The following is a 15,181-nucleotide window of genomic DNA, read 5'->3' as shown; positions in this document are numbered from 1 at the left end:
GGGGGGGGCGGGGGGGGGGGGGCGGCGGGGCGGGCTAGACCCCCCGCCACCAGCCCCTCAGGGGTTTGGTGCGACTACTACTTGTTCCAGGCCGTGCAGGTCACACCCGCGGACGTCTCCGCGCAGGCGCGCAGCTTCGCGAAGATGCCCCAGACAACACTGTTCGAGACCAGCAGGTCGGTGTTCGAGGTGGCCGTGACCTTGGACGGCGAACCGGGCGTCCGCAGCGCTCCACACCCCGTAGGTGGAGCGAACGTCTGCGGAAGTTGGACGGGATTCCGTCGAACCCGACGGCTTCGGGTGGGTTGACTCTCTCGGGCGGAAAGCCCCGTTTCCAGCCTGATTCGAACACTTTGCGTATCGGCAGGTGAACGGTGGGTGAGAGTCGCGCCCTGGAGGCGAGCGCGGCGGCGCGACGTTTCTTCGTCCTGTCGCTTTGGTTCTGGGTGAATTCGACGGAACGCGGTCCGGTCCGCGTCGAGGCAGGGGCTGTCGGCGCGGGAGTGCCGCGATAACGGTCCCGTGCGTGCCGACGAATTCAGGCGAACGCTCTCTCGACATCGGCTGCCGTGACTAGATGGATTCGAACATCTTGTTGTCCGGGCGCGGCTTCTCCGGGCGCATCCGGGCCGGGCGCGATCGAAGTTCCAGATGTGTGATGGCGCGGCTTGACGAACTCTCGGAGGATTTCCGGTGCACCGCCCGCCGCGACGCGGGACCCACCCGTGCGTCGCACGGCTCGTGCCGGGTGGGTGGCGCCGACAGTTGCCGTGAACAGAGGGTGGACCAAGGTGTTGGACGTTCCTGCCGGCTCCAGTCTTCGTAGCGAGCACGCCGGGTGGCGCCGGCTCGGCCGACCGGGAGCAGGTGGAACCGCCCAGCGGATGTCGCGTCCGTCCACCGGATCCGTCGAGGACGCCGCTCTCGGTCTCGACCGGTGGCGAGATCTGCCACGGGCGCAGACGCCGCCGTGGGCCGACGCCGCCGAGGTGACCTCGGTGTGTCAGGTGCTCGGCAAGGTGCCGGCGATCGTCGCCCCGCACGAGGTCGACCAGTTACGGATGCGGCTCGCCGAGGTGTGTGAGGGGCGGGCGTTCCTGTTGCAGGGCGGGGACTGTGCCGAGACCTTCGCCGACAACACCGAGAGCCACCTGCTCGCGAACGCGCGCACGCTGTTGCAGATGGCCGTCGTGCTCACCTACGGCGCGTCCATGCCGGTGGTCAAGGTAGCCCGGGCCGCGGGCCAGTACACCAAGCCGCGGTCGGCGCCGGTCGACTCCTCGGGCCTGCCGGCGTACCGGGGCGACATGATCAATTCACTGGACCCGGACGAGACGGCGCGGGTGGCGGATCCCCAGCGGATGATCCGGGCGTACGCGAACTCGGCGGCGGCGATGAACATGCTGCGCGCCTCTCTCGCCGGTGGGTTGGCCGACCTGCACGGCCTGCACGACTGGAACCGGGACTTCGTGCGCGCGTCCCCGGCCGGGGAACGTTACGAGGCCATCGCCCGCGAGATCGACCGGACCCTTGACTTCATCCGCGCCTGCGACATGACCGACGACGAGGCCCTGCGCACGGTCAGCCTGTACTGCTCGCACGAAGCCCTCGCGCTGGAGTACGACCGGGCGCTGACCCGGATCTCCGACGGCCGCGCCTACGGCCTGTCCGGGCACTTCCTCTGGGTGGGCGAGCGTACGCGGCAACTGGATCACGCCCACATCGATTTCATTTCCCGAATCGCCAACCCGATCGGCGTCAAGCTCGGCCCCGGCACATCACCGGAAACTGCCATGGAGTTGTGCGAGAAGCTCAACCCGGACAATGTGCCGGGCCGGTTGACGTTGATCAGCCGGATGGGCAACGACAAGGTGCGGGATGCGTTGCCGCCGATCGTGGAGAAGGTGCACGCGTCGGGGGCGAAGGTGGTGTGGCAGTGCGACCCGATGCACGGCAACACCCACGAGTCGTCCAACGGCTACAAGACCCGCCACTTCGACCGGATCGTCGACGAGGTGCTGGGCTACTTCGAGGTGCACCGCGGCCTGGGCACCCACCCCGGCGGCATCCACATCGAGCTGACCGGTGAAGACGTCACCGAATGCCTAGGCGGCGCGCAGGGAATGGCGGATCTCGACCTGCCCTATCGCTACGAGACGGCCTGTGACCCCCGGCTGAACACCCAGCAGAGCCTCGAACTGGCTTTCCTGCTGGCCGAGGAGGTCTGGAACGGAGGTGGCGGCCGTGCGGGCTGACCAGAGAGACGCGCCTCGGCTGCGCGGCCGGGTGCGGCGGTGGCCCCGATGGGTCGTCCCCGCGGCCGGCCTCTGGTCCTTCGGTTATGGACTGGCCGGCCTCTACTGGGCGCTCGGCGGGGCCGGTTTCCCGTTCGGCTCCGGCGATCCGCTGGCGGAGAAGACGTTCCTGGCCGGCGCCCGCCCTGGATCCACCGGGTTCGTCATCGCCGGCCTGGGACTGGGCGCGGCCCTGGTAGCCGCGATCATGATGGCGACCGCCGGGCGGCAGGCTCCCCGGCTGCTGCGGGGCCTGCTGACCGTCGTGGCCGCGACGGCGGCGGTGGGACTGCTGCTGTTCATCGCCGACGCCCGGGTCCTCATCGCCACCGCCTACGCGCTGCCCGCCCTGATCGGCGCGCCGTTCGGCTGGCCGCCGGTCGACTTCTTCGAGGTAGCTCTGCCGTGGCCGGTGCAGAATCAGTTCCTCTGCGTGCTGGGCGGCCTCGCCTGGGCCGGCGCGACCCTGTCGTACCGGCGATCGGCCCGGGGAGCCTGCGGCGACTGCGGCCGGGGCGAGCCCGCGGCCGACGAGGGCTGGACCGCACCGGAGCCGGCGGCCCGATGGGGCCGTGCGGCGGTCTACGTCGCCGCCGTCGTGCCGTTCACCTACGCGCTGGAACGCTTCCTGTGGGCCTTCCGGATCAACGTCGGCATTGACGACGAGGTCATGACGGAGGTGCACGAATCCGGGCTGTGGGTGGCCGGCGTCGCGCTCGCGGCGATGGCCACCGTCGGCGCGGTGCTCACCTTCGGTCTCGTCCGGCCCTGGGGCGAGACTTTTCCGCGCTGGATGGTCGGGCTGGCCGGGCGCCGGGTGCCGATCCCGCTCGCGATGGTGCCCGCCTCGCTGGTGACGGTCGGTGTGCTCACGACCGGCCTGCAGTATTACCACATCGAGCTGGTGGCCAAGCCGCCGTCCGGGCTGAACAGCTGGATCGGCGCCGCGCCGGGCCTGCTCATGCCGGTGTGGGGTGGCGCCCTGGCCGCCGCCACCCTCGCCTACTACCTGCGCCGGCGGGGCCGGTGCCGTTCCTGCGGCCGTGGGTCAGCGCAGCCGGACCGGTAGCGCCTCGAGCGGGCGCACCACCACGTTCTGCTGGTAGCGCAGGCGGGCCGGGTCGACCGCGAGCCGGGCCGCCGGGAAGCGCTCGAAGAGCCGGCGGGCCGAGATCTCGGTGATGACCTTGGCGAGGTGCGCGCCGGAGCAGTAGTGGATGCCGAAACCGAAGCTGAGATGGGCCGGCTTGACCCGGTCGAGGTCGAGCCGGTCCGGGTGGTCGGGGAACTGTGCGGTGTCCCGGTTGGTCGACATCACGCAGACCACGACGACCTCGCCGGCCGGGATGGTCACGCCGCCCAGCTCGACCGGCTCGGTGGTGACGCGTTGCAGGGCATTGCTGATCGGGCTCACATAGCGGATCAGCTCGTCCATCGACTTGCCCCAGCGGCCCGGGTCGGCCAGCAGCCGGGTCCGCTCCTCGGGGTGCGTGAGCAGGGCAGCGATCACCCCGCCGACCAGGCTCGCGGTGGTGTCGTTGCCGCCGGTCATCAGGGCGAAGCCGGTGGAGAGGATCTCGGTGCTGGTGAGCCGGTTCTCCGGCGCGGCGTGGATCAGCGCGGAGAGCAGGTCGTCGCCGGGCTCGCGCTGTTTGCGGGCGATCAGGTCGGCCATGTACGCCGAAAGTTCCTGGACGTTGCGGTCCAGGACTCCGGAGCTGTCCGTGGGGGAGTGCGTGCGCAAGGCGGTCGACCAGCGCAGGAAGTCCGGCCACGCGCCGGCCGGGACCCCCATCAGCTCGGCGATGGTGATGACGGGCAGGGGGTCCGCGTACCCGGCGATCAGCTCCGCCTCCGGCCGCTCGCCGAGCCGGTCGAGCAGATCGTCGGCGATCTGCTCCACCTTCGGCCGCAAGGCCTCGGCCCGACGCGGGGTGAACGCGAAGCTGATGGCCCGGCGCAGCGGGGTGTGCCGGGGCGGCTCCAGGTTGGCGAGGTGGTTCGCCTCCTCGGGCGGCGGCGTCATCGTACGCCCGGTGCGCTCCGACATCAGGCGGTACTGCACGTGCACGTCCCGGCTGAGGCGCGGGTCGGCCAGCGCCGCTTTCGCCTCCTCGTAGTGGGTGACCACCCAGGCCCGCCCACCGTCCGGGAACGACAGCTCGCGCACCGGGCCCTCACGCCGTACGTGTTCGAGTACGGGATAGGGGTTCTGGGTGAACTCATTGGTGAGCATCCAGTACTTGGAAAGAGTCTGTGTGCTGGTCATGCCCGTCCCTCCGTGCCGGTACGCCGGAAGCGTTCCATCGGTCGGCACGTTAGGCGGGCTCTGCCGTTCGGCACAGGTCCGGTTCAAGAGTTCGATCTGCGATCTAATTCGCCGGATCCCAGCCAGGATCATCTATGCCGTTCGGGAGATGTGGCCGCGTACGGCGAATCCTAGGCTCCTTGGCAATTGCCGGACACCGTGCACAGTGCTCCGGTCGGGGCCTGCCGGATCAATGCGTGTGGGGAGTGTGAGTCATGACCGAAACCATTTCGCCGATGACCGATCGCCAGACCGTGGCGCGAGCTGTCGGTGTGACGAAGCTGTATGGCGAGGGGGAGGCACAGGTCGCCGCCTTACGCGGGGTGGACGTCGAGTTCAACGCCGGTGGGTTCACCGCCATCATGGGGCCGTCCGGCTCCGGCAAGTCCACGCTCCTGCACACGCTGGCGGGTCTGGACACCCTGACCGAGGGCGAGGTCTTCATCGGCGACGCCCGGGTCAGCGACATGTCCGACAAAGAGCTGACGATGCTGCGCCGCACCCGGATCGGCTTCATCTTCCAGCAGTTCAATCTGCTGCCGACGCTGACGGCCAAGGAGAACATCCTGCTGCCGCTGTCGATCGCGGGGCGTAAGCCCTCCAAGGACTGGTTCGACCGGGTGATCGAGACCGTCGGCCTCACCGAGCGGCTGGATCACCGGCCCACGGAGCTCTCCGGCGGTCAGCAGCAGCGGGTCGCCTGCGCCCGGGCGCTGATCTCCCAGCCCGAGGTCATCTTCGCGGACGAGCCGACCGGCAACCTGGACTCGGTGTCCGGCACCGAGGTGCTCGAGTTCCTGCGGGGCTCGGTCCGTTCGCTCGGCCAGACGGTGGTCATGGTGACGCACGACCCGTACGCGGCGTCCTACGCGGACCGGGTCATCTTCCTGGCCGACGGCCGGGTCGTGACCGACCTGAGCGCCCCGACCGCGGACGCGATCCTCGACACGATGCGTTCGCTCGACAGCCGGACCAAGGCCGCGTGATGCTGACTTTCACCCTCAAGAGCCTGCTCTCCCGCAAGCTGCGACTGGTCCTGTCGGGCCTCGCGGTCGTGCTGGCGGTCATGTTCGTGTCCGGTTCCATGGTCATCCAGGACACCCTCAACCGCTCCATCGACGCCCAGTTCACTGGCGCCTACGCCGACATCGACCTGCACGCGGCGCTCAAGCCCGTGGTTGAGTCAGAGGGGGAGACCTCGGTGGCGCCCGCGGTGGACGCCGCCGCCGTCGAGCGCGCCTCCCAGGTCCAGGGGGTTGCCGAGGCGCGCGGCCTGGTGCTCGCCGAGGGCGCCCGGGTCATCGGCAAGGACGGCAAGGTGGTGCCCGGCACGGGCGGCCCCCGCTACGGCCAGAGCTGGCGCGGGGAGAGTGACCTGATCAAGCTCCGCTCGGGCCACGCGCCGCAGGCGGACAACGAGGTGGCCGTCAACGCCGGGCTCGCCGCGAAGGCCGGCCTCAAGGTCGGCGACCGGGTCGACGTGCTGACGAACGAGCCCCGGCAGTCGTTCGTCGTGGCCGGAGTCTTCGGTTACTCGGAGGACCGGGACTCTATCGGTGGCGAGCAGACGGTGGCCTTCACCGATCCGGTCGCGCAGCGGGCCATGCTGGGCGGGACCGGCAGCTTCACCGGCATCAAGGTGACGCTCGCGGACGGTGCCGACACCGGTGCCGTCAAGGCGGCGCTCGCCACGCAGCTCGGCACGGGTTACGAGGTGCTGACCGGCACCGAGCTGGCCAAGAAGGCCTCCGACGCGTCTCGCGGCATCCTGGACCTGATGGGCATGCTGCTCCTCGGCTTCGCCGGTGTCGCGGTGTTCGTCGGCGTCTTCCTGATCGTCAACACCTTCTCGATCATCATCGCCCAGCGGATGCGCGAACTGGCCCTGTTGCGGGCCCTCGGCGCCAGCCGCAAGCAGATGATCAACTCGGTGCTCGTGGAGTCGTTCGTGGTCGGCCTCGTCTCATCGGTCCTGGGACTGGCGGCCGGGATCGGCATCGGCGCGCTCGGGGCCAACCTGATCGCCTCGTCGACCGACGGGCTGCAGGTGGCCGGGCTCGGCGTGCCGCCCGGCGCGGTGATCACCTCGTTCGCCGTGGGCATCCTGGTCACGATGCTGTCCGCGCTCTTCCCGGCCGTACGGGCCTCGAAGGTAGCCCCGATCGCGGTGATCCGCGCCGCCGCCGCCCCGCAGGGCCGGCACCGGGGCCAGACCTGGACCGGCGGGATCCTGCTCGGCCTCGGCGGCCTACTGCTGGCCCTCGGGCTCTTCGGGTCCGCCGGCGCCTCGATGGTCGTCCCCGGCGTCCTGCTCGCCTTCGTCGGCGTCGCGCTGCTCACCCCGCTCTTCAGCCGGCCCGCGGTGCAGGTGCTGGGCGCGGTCTTCGCCCGCTCGACGCCGGGCTCGCTCGGCCGCAGCAACTCGGCCCGCAACCCGCGCCGCACGGCCATCACCGCCTCGGCCATGATGATCGGCGTGGCGCTGGTTACCGCGATCAGCACCGTGGCCGTCTCGGCCGAGAGCAGCGTCGCTGGTGACATCAACCGGGATCTGAAGGCCGAGCTGGTTGCCATGGGTGAGGCGGGCTCGGCGTCCTCGGCCTCGATTGCCCCGGACGCCCTCGCCAAGGCGGCCGAGGTGGGCGGGGTGCGCAACGTCGCCGCCGCCACCCTGGACACGGCGAAGGTCGGCGCGGAGAACCAGGCGGTCGCGTCCTGGCAGGACTGGGCGAAGGCCCGGGAGGTGCTCGGTCTCAAGCAGGCCGAGGGCAGCATCGACACGCTGCCGTCCGGCGCCCTGCTCATGAACGAGAGCACGGCGAAGAGCCGGGAGGCGAAGGTCGGCGACCAGATCGAGGTCCAGTTCCAGCGCGGTGACGTCCACACCTACCGGGTGGCCGGCGTCTTCGCGGACTCGGCCCTGGCCAACGGCATGGTCGTGCCCTGGGCGGACGCTGCGACGGGCTTTCGGTCCAAGCAGCCCTCGCAGGCGTACTTCCAGCTGGCCGACGGGGCCGACGTCGACCAGATCCGGGCCCAGATCGAGACGCAACTCAAGGACAGTCCCGAGGTGACGGTGCACAGCCGCGACGACATCATCGAGATGTTCAGCGGTGGGTTCGCCATGATTCTCACGATCGTGCAGGCGCTGCTGGCCGTGGCCTTGATCATCGCGGTCCTCGGCATCGTGAACACGCTGGCACTGTCGGTCCTGGAACGGACCCGGGAGATGGGCACGCTGCGCGCGATCGGCCTCACCCGCGGCCAGACCATGCGCATGATCATGACTGAGTCGGTGGTGATCTCGCTCTTCGGCGCGGTCATGGGCGTGGTGGTCGGCGCCCTGCTCGGCCTGGCCGTGGCGCGGGCGATGGAGGACCAGGGCATCAGCCAGCTGTCCCTGCCCTGGGGACAGATGCTCGCCTACCTGGTGGGTGCGGTCGTGGTCGGGGTCATCGCCTCGATCGCCCCGGCCCGGCGCGGCGCGCGGCTGAACGTTCTCGCCGCCATCAGCCACGGCTGACCGGTCGCCCCTGTACTCCGAAGGCGTCCCTCCGTACCCCCGGGAGGGCGCCTTCGGTTCTGCCCGCCGCCAGCCGGCTCACTCCTCCAGGCCGTTGCCCCACACCCACGCGGCGATCCCTACCCGGTTGCGGACGTCCAGCTTGCGCTGGACGTTCGCGACGTGGGTCTTAGCCGTGCCGGCCGAGATGAAGAGCTCGGCGCCGATCTCTGCGTTGGTCATCCCCTTGGCGACCAGCCGGGCGATCTCCGTCTCGCGTTCGGTCAGGGCGTCCACCGGCTGCGCCGTCCGGGGCCGGCCGGCGTCGCGGTGATGCTTGAGCAGGCTGACGGTGAGCGAGGGGCTGATCAGCGTGTCGCCCGCCATCGCGGCGCGCACCGCCTCCACCAGCAACGCCGGGCCCGAGCGCTTCAACAGAAAACCGCAGGCGCCGTTGCGCAGCGCGGTGTGGACGTACTCGTCGAGCCCGAAGGTGGTCACCACGACCACCCGCAGCGGCTGGGCCACGTCGGGCCCGGCCAGGCGGCGGGTGACCTCCAGGCCGTCCAGGCGCGGCATGCGGATGTCGGCCAGCACGACGTCCGGGCTCAACGCCGCAGCGAGCTCGATGGCCTGCAGGCCGTCGGCGGCCTCACCGATCACCTCCATGTCGGGCTGGGAATCCAGGATGAGCCGGAATCCGATCCGGACGGATTCCTGGTCGTCGGCGAGGAGGATGCGAATGGTCACGAGCGGCACCGTAGTTCGATTCCGTCCCGTTTGGCCATCCGAAGCCGTATGCGAAATTTTTCTGCAGACTGCGGCCGTGATCGGGCCGCTGGAAGCATCGGGCCCGTTGAGACTTTGGCGCCGCCGGGCGGTGCTTCCTCCTTTCCTTGAAGCGGTGATTGGGCATGGCTCAGACCAGAAGAATCAGAGCGCTGGCGGTGACTTTGTCGGTCATGCTGCTCGGCACCGGGGTCTCGGCCGCGGCCGGAACAGCGGTACCGGGCGGTGACGCCACGCGCGTGCCGTTGCTGCCCGCCCCGGCCGGCGGCGCAGACCGTCCGGACTGGCCCGCCGGCGTTTTCGGCGCGGTGGCCGCGGGCAACGCGCGGGCCGCGGCCCCGTCCCGACCGGCCGACGGATCGATCCTGAGCGCCGCCCGTCCCGAGCTCGTCGCCGAGCGGCAGGCCGGGAGCGTCGCCTACGAGTTCACGGTGGCTACCGGCGACACCCCGCGCACCGGGCAGGTCACCTCCTCGGGCTGGATCGCCGCCCCCCGCTGGCAGGTCCCGGCCGGGGTCCTGAAGGACGGCGGCCGGTACAGCTGGACCGTGCGCACCAAAGACGCCGCCGGCAAGATCGGCAAGGACGCCACCGCCCGCACCTTCACGGTGAACCAGCGGCTCGGGGCGCAGGCGCAGGGCGGCCCGGTCGCCACCGACACGCTCGGCCCGGTCACGGTCAACCTGGCCACCGGCAACGTGACGACCTCGGTCAGCACCGCCCAGACGGGCACCGGCGCCGGCCAGCTGGGCGCCACCTTCACCTACAACTCCCAGGCGGTGGCCGGGTCGGCCGGTCTCACCGGCTCGTACTACGGCGGCGACCCGGCCGCCCAGATCGGCGCGGACGAAAAGCCCGGGCTCGCGCGCATCGACGCCCGCGTCGACTTCCGCTGGGGCGGGACGAGCGTCCTGCCCGGCACCGAGCCGGACGCCGCCTTCCGGGTCGCGTGGAAGGGCCGGCTCACCGTGCCCGCCGACGGGACCTACCGGCTCGGCGGCGCCTACGACGGTGGCCTGCGGATCCTGGTCGACGGCAAGCCGCTGCTCGACGACTGGAAGGGAACCGGCGCCGCGGGCGACACCCCGTCCTACGGCCCGCCGGTCACGCTCGACGCCGGGCGCGCGCACGCCATCGAGGTCCAGCACCGCCGTCCGGCGGGCGGCCGGCAGGTGGCCCTGTGGGTCTCCGCAGCCGGGCGGAGCGCGCCCGTCCCCGCGTCCTGGCTGCGTCCGAGCGGTGAGGTGCTCCCGCCGGGCTGGACCGTCACCCCCGGGCCCGGGCCGGACGGTGACGCCGCGGCGAGCACGCCGGCCGCCGCGGCCGCCGTGGCTCCCGAGGCCGCCGGCCCGACCGCCCTGGACGCTCAGTCGCAGCGCAAGCCGGCCGCGCGCAAGACGGCCGAGGTGGCCCCGGAACCGGCCGCCGGCATCAAGGCCGCCGAGGAGGGCGGGATCACATTCCTCTACGCGGGCGACGACCCGTGTGCCGACAAGGCCGCACCGGCGGGTTACGTGTGCGCGGTCCGGGTGCCCGGCGCCGGCACCACCCAGCTGCATTACCGCGGCGGCAAGCTGAGCCGGTTCGTCAACCCCGGCGCCGAGACCACGGACTTCGGCTACACGTCGGGCCGGCTGCTCGACATCGTGCGGCCGCCGCTGGTCATGGACTGGATCGCCGCGGGCAAGGGCCGTGACACCGCCGCCGCCCAATACCGGATCGACTACCGGCCGGGATCCGCGACCGCCGGCCGCGTGACCGGGCCCGACCCGGCCGGGGCGAAGGTCACGGGCGACGCCAGGCCGCAACGCGACTACATCTACAGCCCAGGCGTCACCGAGGTCACCGTGGCCGGGGTGAGCACCTCGCAGGGCTGGACCCGCCGGATCACCCACGACATCGCGGGCCGGACGGCTACCGACACCGACGGCACCCGGCGCACCACCCGGTACACCTGGACCGCGGCCGACCAGCCGGAGACGACGACGGACCCGGCGGGCCGGCTGAGCACCACCGTCTACGATGCCTCCGGCATGCCCGCCGGCGAGTACGGCCCCGGACCGCGCGCCTGCTTCGGCCCGGACCTGCGGCCCGTCTCGCCCGCCCCGAAGGGCTGCGCGGGCGTCCCGGCCCGGACGACGACCCTCGGCGCCGAGGGCTTGACGACCGTGCGTGCCGACACGCTCGGCGTGCCGCCCCTGGTCACGCAGACCCGGTTCAATGAGTTCGGCCTGCCCACGGCGCTGGTGACCGACCCCGACGGGCTCGCCCTGACCACGAAATACGAGTTCGACGAGGCCTTCCGCCCGGTCGCGGAGGTCTCCGCCAGCGGCAACCGCAAGACCTACGGCTACTACGGGCCGGACGAGACCGCGGACAACCCCTGCACCGCCGCGAACGACGCGGTCACGCAGCGCGGCCTGCCCCGCTCCATCACCCTGCCGACCGGAGCCGACGGGAGCGCCCGGGTCGAGAAGTTCGTCTACAGCGCCCGCGGCCTGCCCGTGGCCGTGAACTTCGGCGGACCCGACTGGACCTGTGTCACGTACGACGACCGCGGCCGGGCCAGCCGGATGTCCATGCCGGGCAACGCCAATCTGCCCGCGTGGACGGTCGACTACGACAGCGCGTACGGCGGCGACCCGCTGACGCTGAAGGCGACTCAGCACGACCATTCCGTGACCAACACCGTCGACCTGCTCGGCCGCGCGGTGAGCTACATCGACGGCCGGGGAACCCGCACCCGGACCACGTACGACCGGGCCGGCCGGATAGTGCTCCAGCAGGTGACGCCGCCGTCCGGCGCCGCGCAGACCGAGCGGACCCGGTACGACGCCGCCGACCGGGTGCTGTCGGTCGAGCTGAACGGCGGGCAGCTCGCCTCGGCCACGTACGACGACGCGGGCGCGCTGGGCAGTGTGCGCTACGGCAACGGTATGCGGCTCGCCGTCACCCGCGACGAGGCCGGGCGGATCACGGCCAAGAACTGGGTCCTGGCGGACGGGACGGAGCGGTCCAGCAAGGTCACCCGCTCGCAGTCGGGCAACGTGGTGGACGAGTCCCTGGCGGGGCAGGACGCCTACGCAGGCGGACCCAACTTCCGCTACGACGCGGCCGGCCGGCTCGTCGAGGCCCGGCTCACCGGTCACACCTACCTGCGGGACTTCACCTCGCCGGCGCCGACCACGTGCCCGGCCGGCACCCGCGCCAACGCCGGCGCCAACGGAAACGTCGTACAGCTGACCGACCGCACCGCCAAGGGCAGCACGGTCACCGGCTACTGCTACGACGACGCCGACCGGTTGCTCGCCACCACCGGCGCCGACCCCGTCACCGGCACGACGTACGGGCTCAACGGCCACCTCACCGGCTACCAGACCGGTGGCGCGAAGGTGACGCAGCGGCAGGACGCGGTCGAGCGGCATATCGGCGTCGCTGTGACCGGACCGGGCGCGGCCGACGTCGGCTACATCAAGGACATCGCCGACCGCCTGATGACGCGGACCGCCACGACGGCCCAGGGCACCCAGCGCATCGGCTACGGACACACGGAGATCAACGACCCGAAGCCGGACCTGGTGTTCGGCGCGGACGGGGAGCCGCTGACCCGGGTCGTCGGGCTGCCCGGCGGGGTCGTCCTGTCCCAGGCCACCGGGGCCGGCCGGACGACGACGTGGAGCGCGCCGACGGTCCGCGGCGACCTGTTCCTGGTCACCGGGAGCACCGGGCGGCAGCAGGGCGACCTGTACCGGTACGGCCTGTACGGCGAGGCGCTGCGGGCGGACGGCACGGTCGACCCGCAGCACGTGCCGGACAACCTGCCGGGCGACTTCGACTACGGCTGGCTCGGCCAGTACCAGGTGGGCACCGAGCACCAAGGCGCGTTGTACAACGTGGTGCTCGAGACCCGCGTGCTGAACACCGCGTTCGGCCGGTTCTCGGCCCCGGTGTCGGGCGGGCCCTTCCTCAACCCGTACGAGTACGCGGCCGGCGACCCGGTCAACCACGCGAGCATCAACGGTTACGACCTGGAGGTGGAGACGGAATGACGAGGAATGCCTTTATCGACGCGGAAACCGAGATCCTGGAGCACAACGGCAGCCGGATGGTGCGGGTGCGGCCCACCGGCGGCGGTGACCACCGGGCCTGGTTCACGGCCAACACCGAGGCCCTGCGGTCGGCGATGTACGAGCACGCCGCCATCATGGTCAAGAACAGCGGGCTGGTCGAGCAGGCCGAGCTGGCCGAGCTGGCCGAGGAGATCGGTGGCCGGACCCTCGAGTACAACGAGCGCTCCACGCCGCGCAGCCGGGTCACCGACAAGGTGTACACCTCGACCGAGTACCCCAAGGACCAGAGCATCCCGCAGCACAACGAGAGCGCGTACTCCGAGAACTGGCCGCACAACGTCTTCTTCTTCTGCGCGTTCGCGGCCCAGACCGGCGGGGAAACCCCGGTCGCCGACAGCACCGCGGTCCTCGACCGCCTGCCGGCTGGCCTGGTTCAGCGCTTCGAGGAGAAGGGCGTGCTCTACACCCGCACCTATCGCACCGGGATGGGGCTGTCCTGGCAGGAGGGGTTCCAGAGCGACGACAAGGGTTACGTCGAGAGCTACTGCTCGGACCACGGCATCGAGACGCAGTGGGACGGCGACGTGCTGCGCACCCGGCAGCAGCGTCCCGCGGTGATGACGCACCCCGTCACCGGGCAGAAGGTCTGGTTCAACCAGGCGCACCTGTTCCACGTCAACGCGCTGCCCGAGGCGGTACGCGAGGGGCTGTTGGAGATCTGCGGCGAGGACGGGCTGCCGCGGAACGCCTACTACGGCGACGGCACGCCCATCACCGCCGACGAGATCACCACGATCCTCGGCGTCTACGACGAGACGACCCTGGCCGAGACCTGGGACACCGGTGACCTGCTGATGATCGACAATCTTCTCACCTCGCACGGCCGCCGGCCCTTCACCGGCGACCGCAAGGTCCTGGTGGCGATGACCCAGCGCGAGACGGCCGGTGCATGACTGCGGCCACCGCCACGCTGGAGAGCGTCGACCTTACTGACCCGCGGACCTTCCTCGGGCGCAAGCCCGACCTGATCCGCCTGTGGCAAGAGTTCCGGACGCACAGCCCGGTCCACTGGCATCCAGTCGAGGGGCGGCAGGTGCCCGGTTTCTGGGTCCTGTCGCGCTACCGGGACGTCATGGAGGTCTATCGGGACAACAAGAGGTTCACCTCCGAGCGGGGCAATCTGCTTACCACCCTGCTCGAGGGGGGCGACTCGGCCGCGGGGCAGATGCTGGCGGTCACCGACGGGAGCCGCCACCGGGAGCTGCGGAACCTGCTGCTCAAGGCGTTCTCGCCGCGGCTGCTGGAGTCCGTCGTGGACGGCGTGCGCCGCCGCTCCGACCAGCTGATGCGCGAGGCTGTCGACCGCGGGCAATGCGACTTCGCGCAGGATGTCGCGGAGCAGATCCCGATGGCCACGATCGCCGACCTGCTGGGCGCACCCGCGGCCGACCGGGACTACCTGCTCTCGCTGACCAAGCAGGCCCTCAGCGCCGAGGACGCCGGGCAGTCGGCCGAGGAGGCGCTGGTCGCTCGTAACGAACTCCTCTTCTACTTCTCGGAGCTGGCGGAGATCCGGCGCGAGGACCCGCGCGACGACGTAATCAGCGTGCTGGCGACGTCGACCATCGGCGGCAAGCCGCTGACCGAGCAGGAGATCGTCTTCAACTGCTACAGCATCATCATCGGCGGCGACGAGACCAGCCGGCTGTCGATGATCTGCGCGGTGCACGAGCTGATGGAGTACCCCGAGCAGTGGCGCCGCCTCGTCGCGGGGGAGGTGACGGTCGAGAGCGCGGTCGAGGAGGTACTGCGCTGGGTCTCGCCCGCCATGCACTTCGGCCGCCGGGCGTCGACCGACGTGGAGATCGGCGGCCGCACGATCCGGGCCGGCGACGTGGTCACGCTCTGGAACAGCTCGGCCAACTTCGACGAGACGGTGTTCGACCGCCCCGAGGAGTTCGATCTGGGCCGGACGCCCAACAAGCACGTGTCGTTCGGCTACGGGCCGCACTTCTGCCTCGGCGCCTACCTGGGCCGCGGCGAGATCCACGCCCTGCTGACGGCACTGCGCACCCATGTCGCCGCGGTCGAGCCGACCGGCCCGGCCCGGCCGATCCACTCCAACTTCCTGCACGGGTACAGCAGCCTGCCGGTGCGGCTGAGACCGGTCTCCTGACGTCCCCACGCGCGTGCCCCGTTCCGTCATGGAGCGGGGCAC

The 15,181-nt window shown here is 71.1% G+C and carries 9 protein-coding genes; 7 read left to right on the top strand and 2 right to left on the bottom strand.

Annotation, left to right across the window (positions count from 1 at the left end; genetic code table 11):
• Positions 1 to 884 precede the first annotated feature (884 nt).
• Complete coding sequence (locus tag ABZU52_RS15290) at positions 885 to 2,255, top strand: class II 3-deoxy-7-phosphoheptulonate synthase (RefSeq protein ID WP_354971666.1); 1,371 nt, start codon at positions 885 to 887, stop codon at positions 2,253 to 2,255.
• Positions 2,245 to 3,363, top strand: a complete 1,119-nt coding sequence (locus tag ABZU52_RS15285; protein WP_354971665.1) for a hypothetical protein — start codon at positions 2,245 to 2,247, stop codon at positions 3,361 to 3,363. The genes ABZU52_RS15290 and ABZU52_RS15285 overlap by 11 nt, the downstream gene beginning before the upstream one ends.
• Here the strand turns inward: ABZU52_RS15285 and ABZU52_RS15280 are convergent.
• Positions 3,343 to 4,563: a cytochrome P450 gene (locus ABZU52_RS15280; RefSeq protein WP_354971664.1), complete on the bottom strand. Its 1,221-nt coding sequence runs from the start codon at positions 4,561 to 4,563 to the stop codon at positions 3,343 to 3,345. The genes ABZU52_RS15285 and ABZU52_RS15280 overlap by 21 nt on opposite strands.
• A gap of 275 nt (positions 4,564 to 4,838) precedes the next feature.
• Here ABZU52_RS15280 and ABZU52_RS15275 point away from each other — a divergent pair, with 275 nt between their 5' ends.
• Positions 4,839 to 5,588 carry an ABC transporter ATP-binding protein gene (locus ABZU52_RS15275; RefSeq protein ID WP_354971663.1) on the top strand — a complete coding sequence of 250 codons (750 nt, stop codon included), beginning with the start codon at positions 4,839 to 4,841 and terminating at the stop codon, positions 5,586 to 5,588.
• Positions 5,588 to 8,125 carry an FtsX-like permease family protein gene (locus ABZU52_RS15270; protein WP_354971662.1) on the top strand — a complete coding sequence of 846 codons (2,538 nt, stop codon included), beginning with the start codon at positions 5,588 to 5,590 and terminating at the stop codon, positions 8,123 to 8,125. The genes ABZU52_RS15275 and ABZU52_RS15270 overlap by 1 nt, the downstream gene beginning before the upstream one ends.
• 78 nt (positions 8,126 to 8,203) lie before the next feature.
• Here ABZU52_RS15270 and ABZU52_RS15265 read toward each other — a convergent pair whose 3' ends face one another.
• Positions 8,204 to 8,854, bottom strand: a complete 651-nt coding sequence (locus tag ABZU52_RS15265; RefSeq protein WP_354971661.1) for a response regulator transcription factor — start codon at positions 8,852 to 8,854, stop codon at positions 8,204 to 8,206.
• Positions 8,855 to 9,051: 197 nt separating this feature from the next.
• On the opposite strand from ABZU52_RS15265, the gene ABZU52_RS15260 reads away from it, so the two are divergent.
• The 3 genes from ABZU52_RS15260 to ABZU52_RS15250 are packed head-to-tail and all read left to right on the top strand — an operon-like array spanning position 9,052 to position 15,139.
• The gene (locus ABZU52_RS15260; RefSeq protein WP_354971660.1) at positions 9,052 to 12,942 is read left to right on the top strand and encodes a PA14 domain-containing protein; all 3,891 of its coding nucleotides are present in this window, start codon (positions 9,052 to 9,054) and stop codon (positions 12,940 to 12,942) included.
• On the top strand, positions 12,939 to 13,916 hold the full coding sequence (locus ABZU52_RS15255) for a TauD/TfdA family dioxygenase (RefSeq protein WP_354971659.1): 978 nt from the start codon (positions 12,939 to 12,941) through the stop codon (positions 13,914 to 13,916). Before ABZU52_RS15260 ends, ABZU52_RS15255 begins: the two co-directional genes overlap by 4 nt.
• Positions 13,913 to 15,139 carry a cytochrome P450 gene (locus ABZU52_RS15250; RefSeq protein ID WP_354971658.1) on the top strand — a complete coding sequence of 409 codons (1,227 nt, stop codon included), beginning with the start codon at positions 13,913 to 13,915 and terminating at the stop codon, positions 15,137 to 15,139. Before ABZU52_RS15255 ends, ABZU52_RS15250 begins: the two co-directional genes overlap by 4 nt.
• Positions 15,140 to 15,181: the final 42 nt, after the last annotated feature.

The sequence above is a fragment of the Micromonospora sp. NPDC005220 genome (genome assembly GCF_040607895.1).
In the GTDB taxonomy this organism is placed as follows: Bacteria; Actinomycetota; Actinomycetes; order Mycobacteriales; family Micromonosporaceae; genus Micromonospora.
Note: the sequence above shows the minus strand (reverse complement) of the source record. Positions and strands in the feature narration are given on the sequence as shown.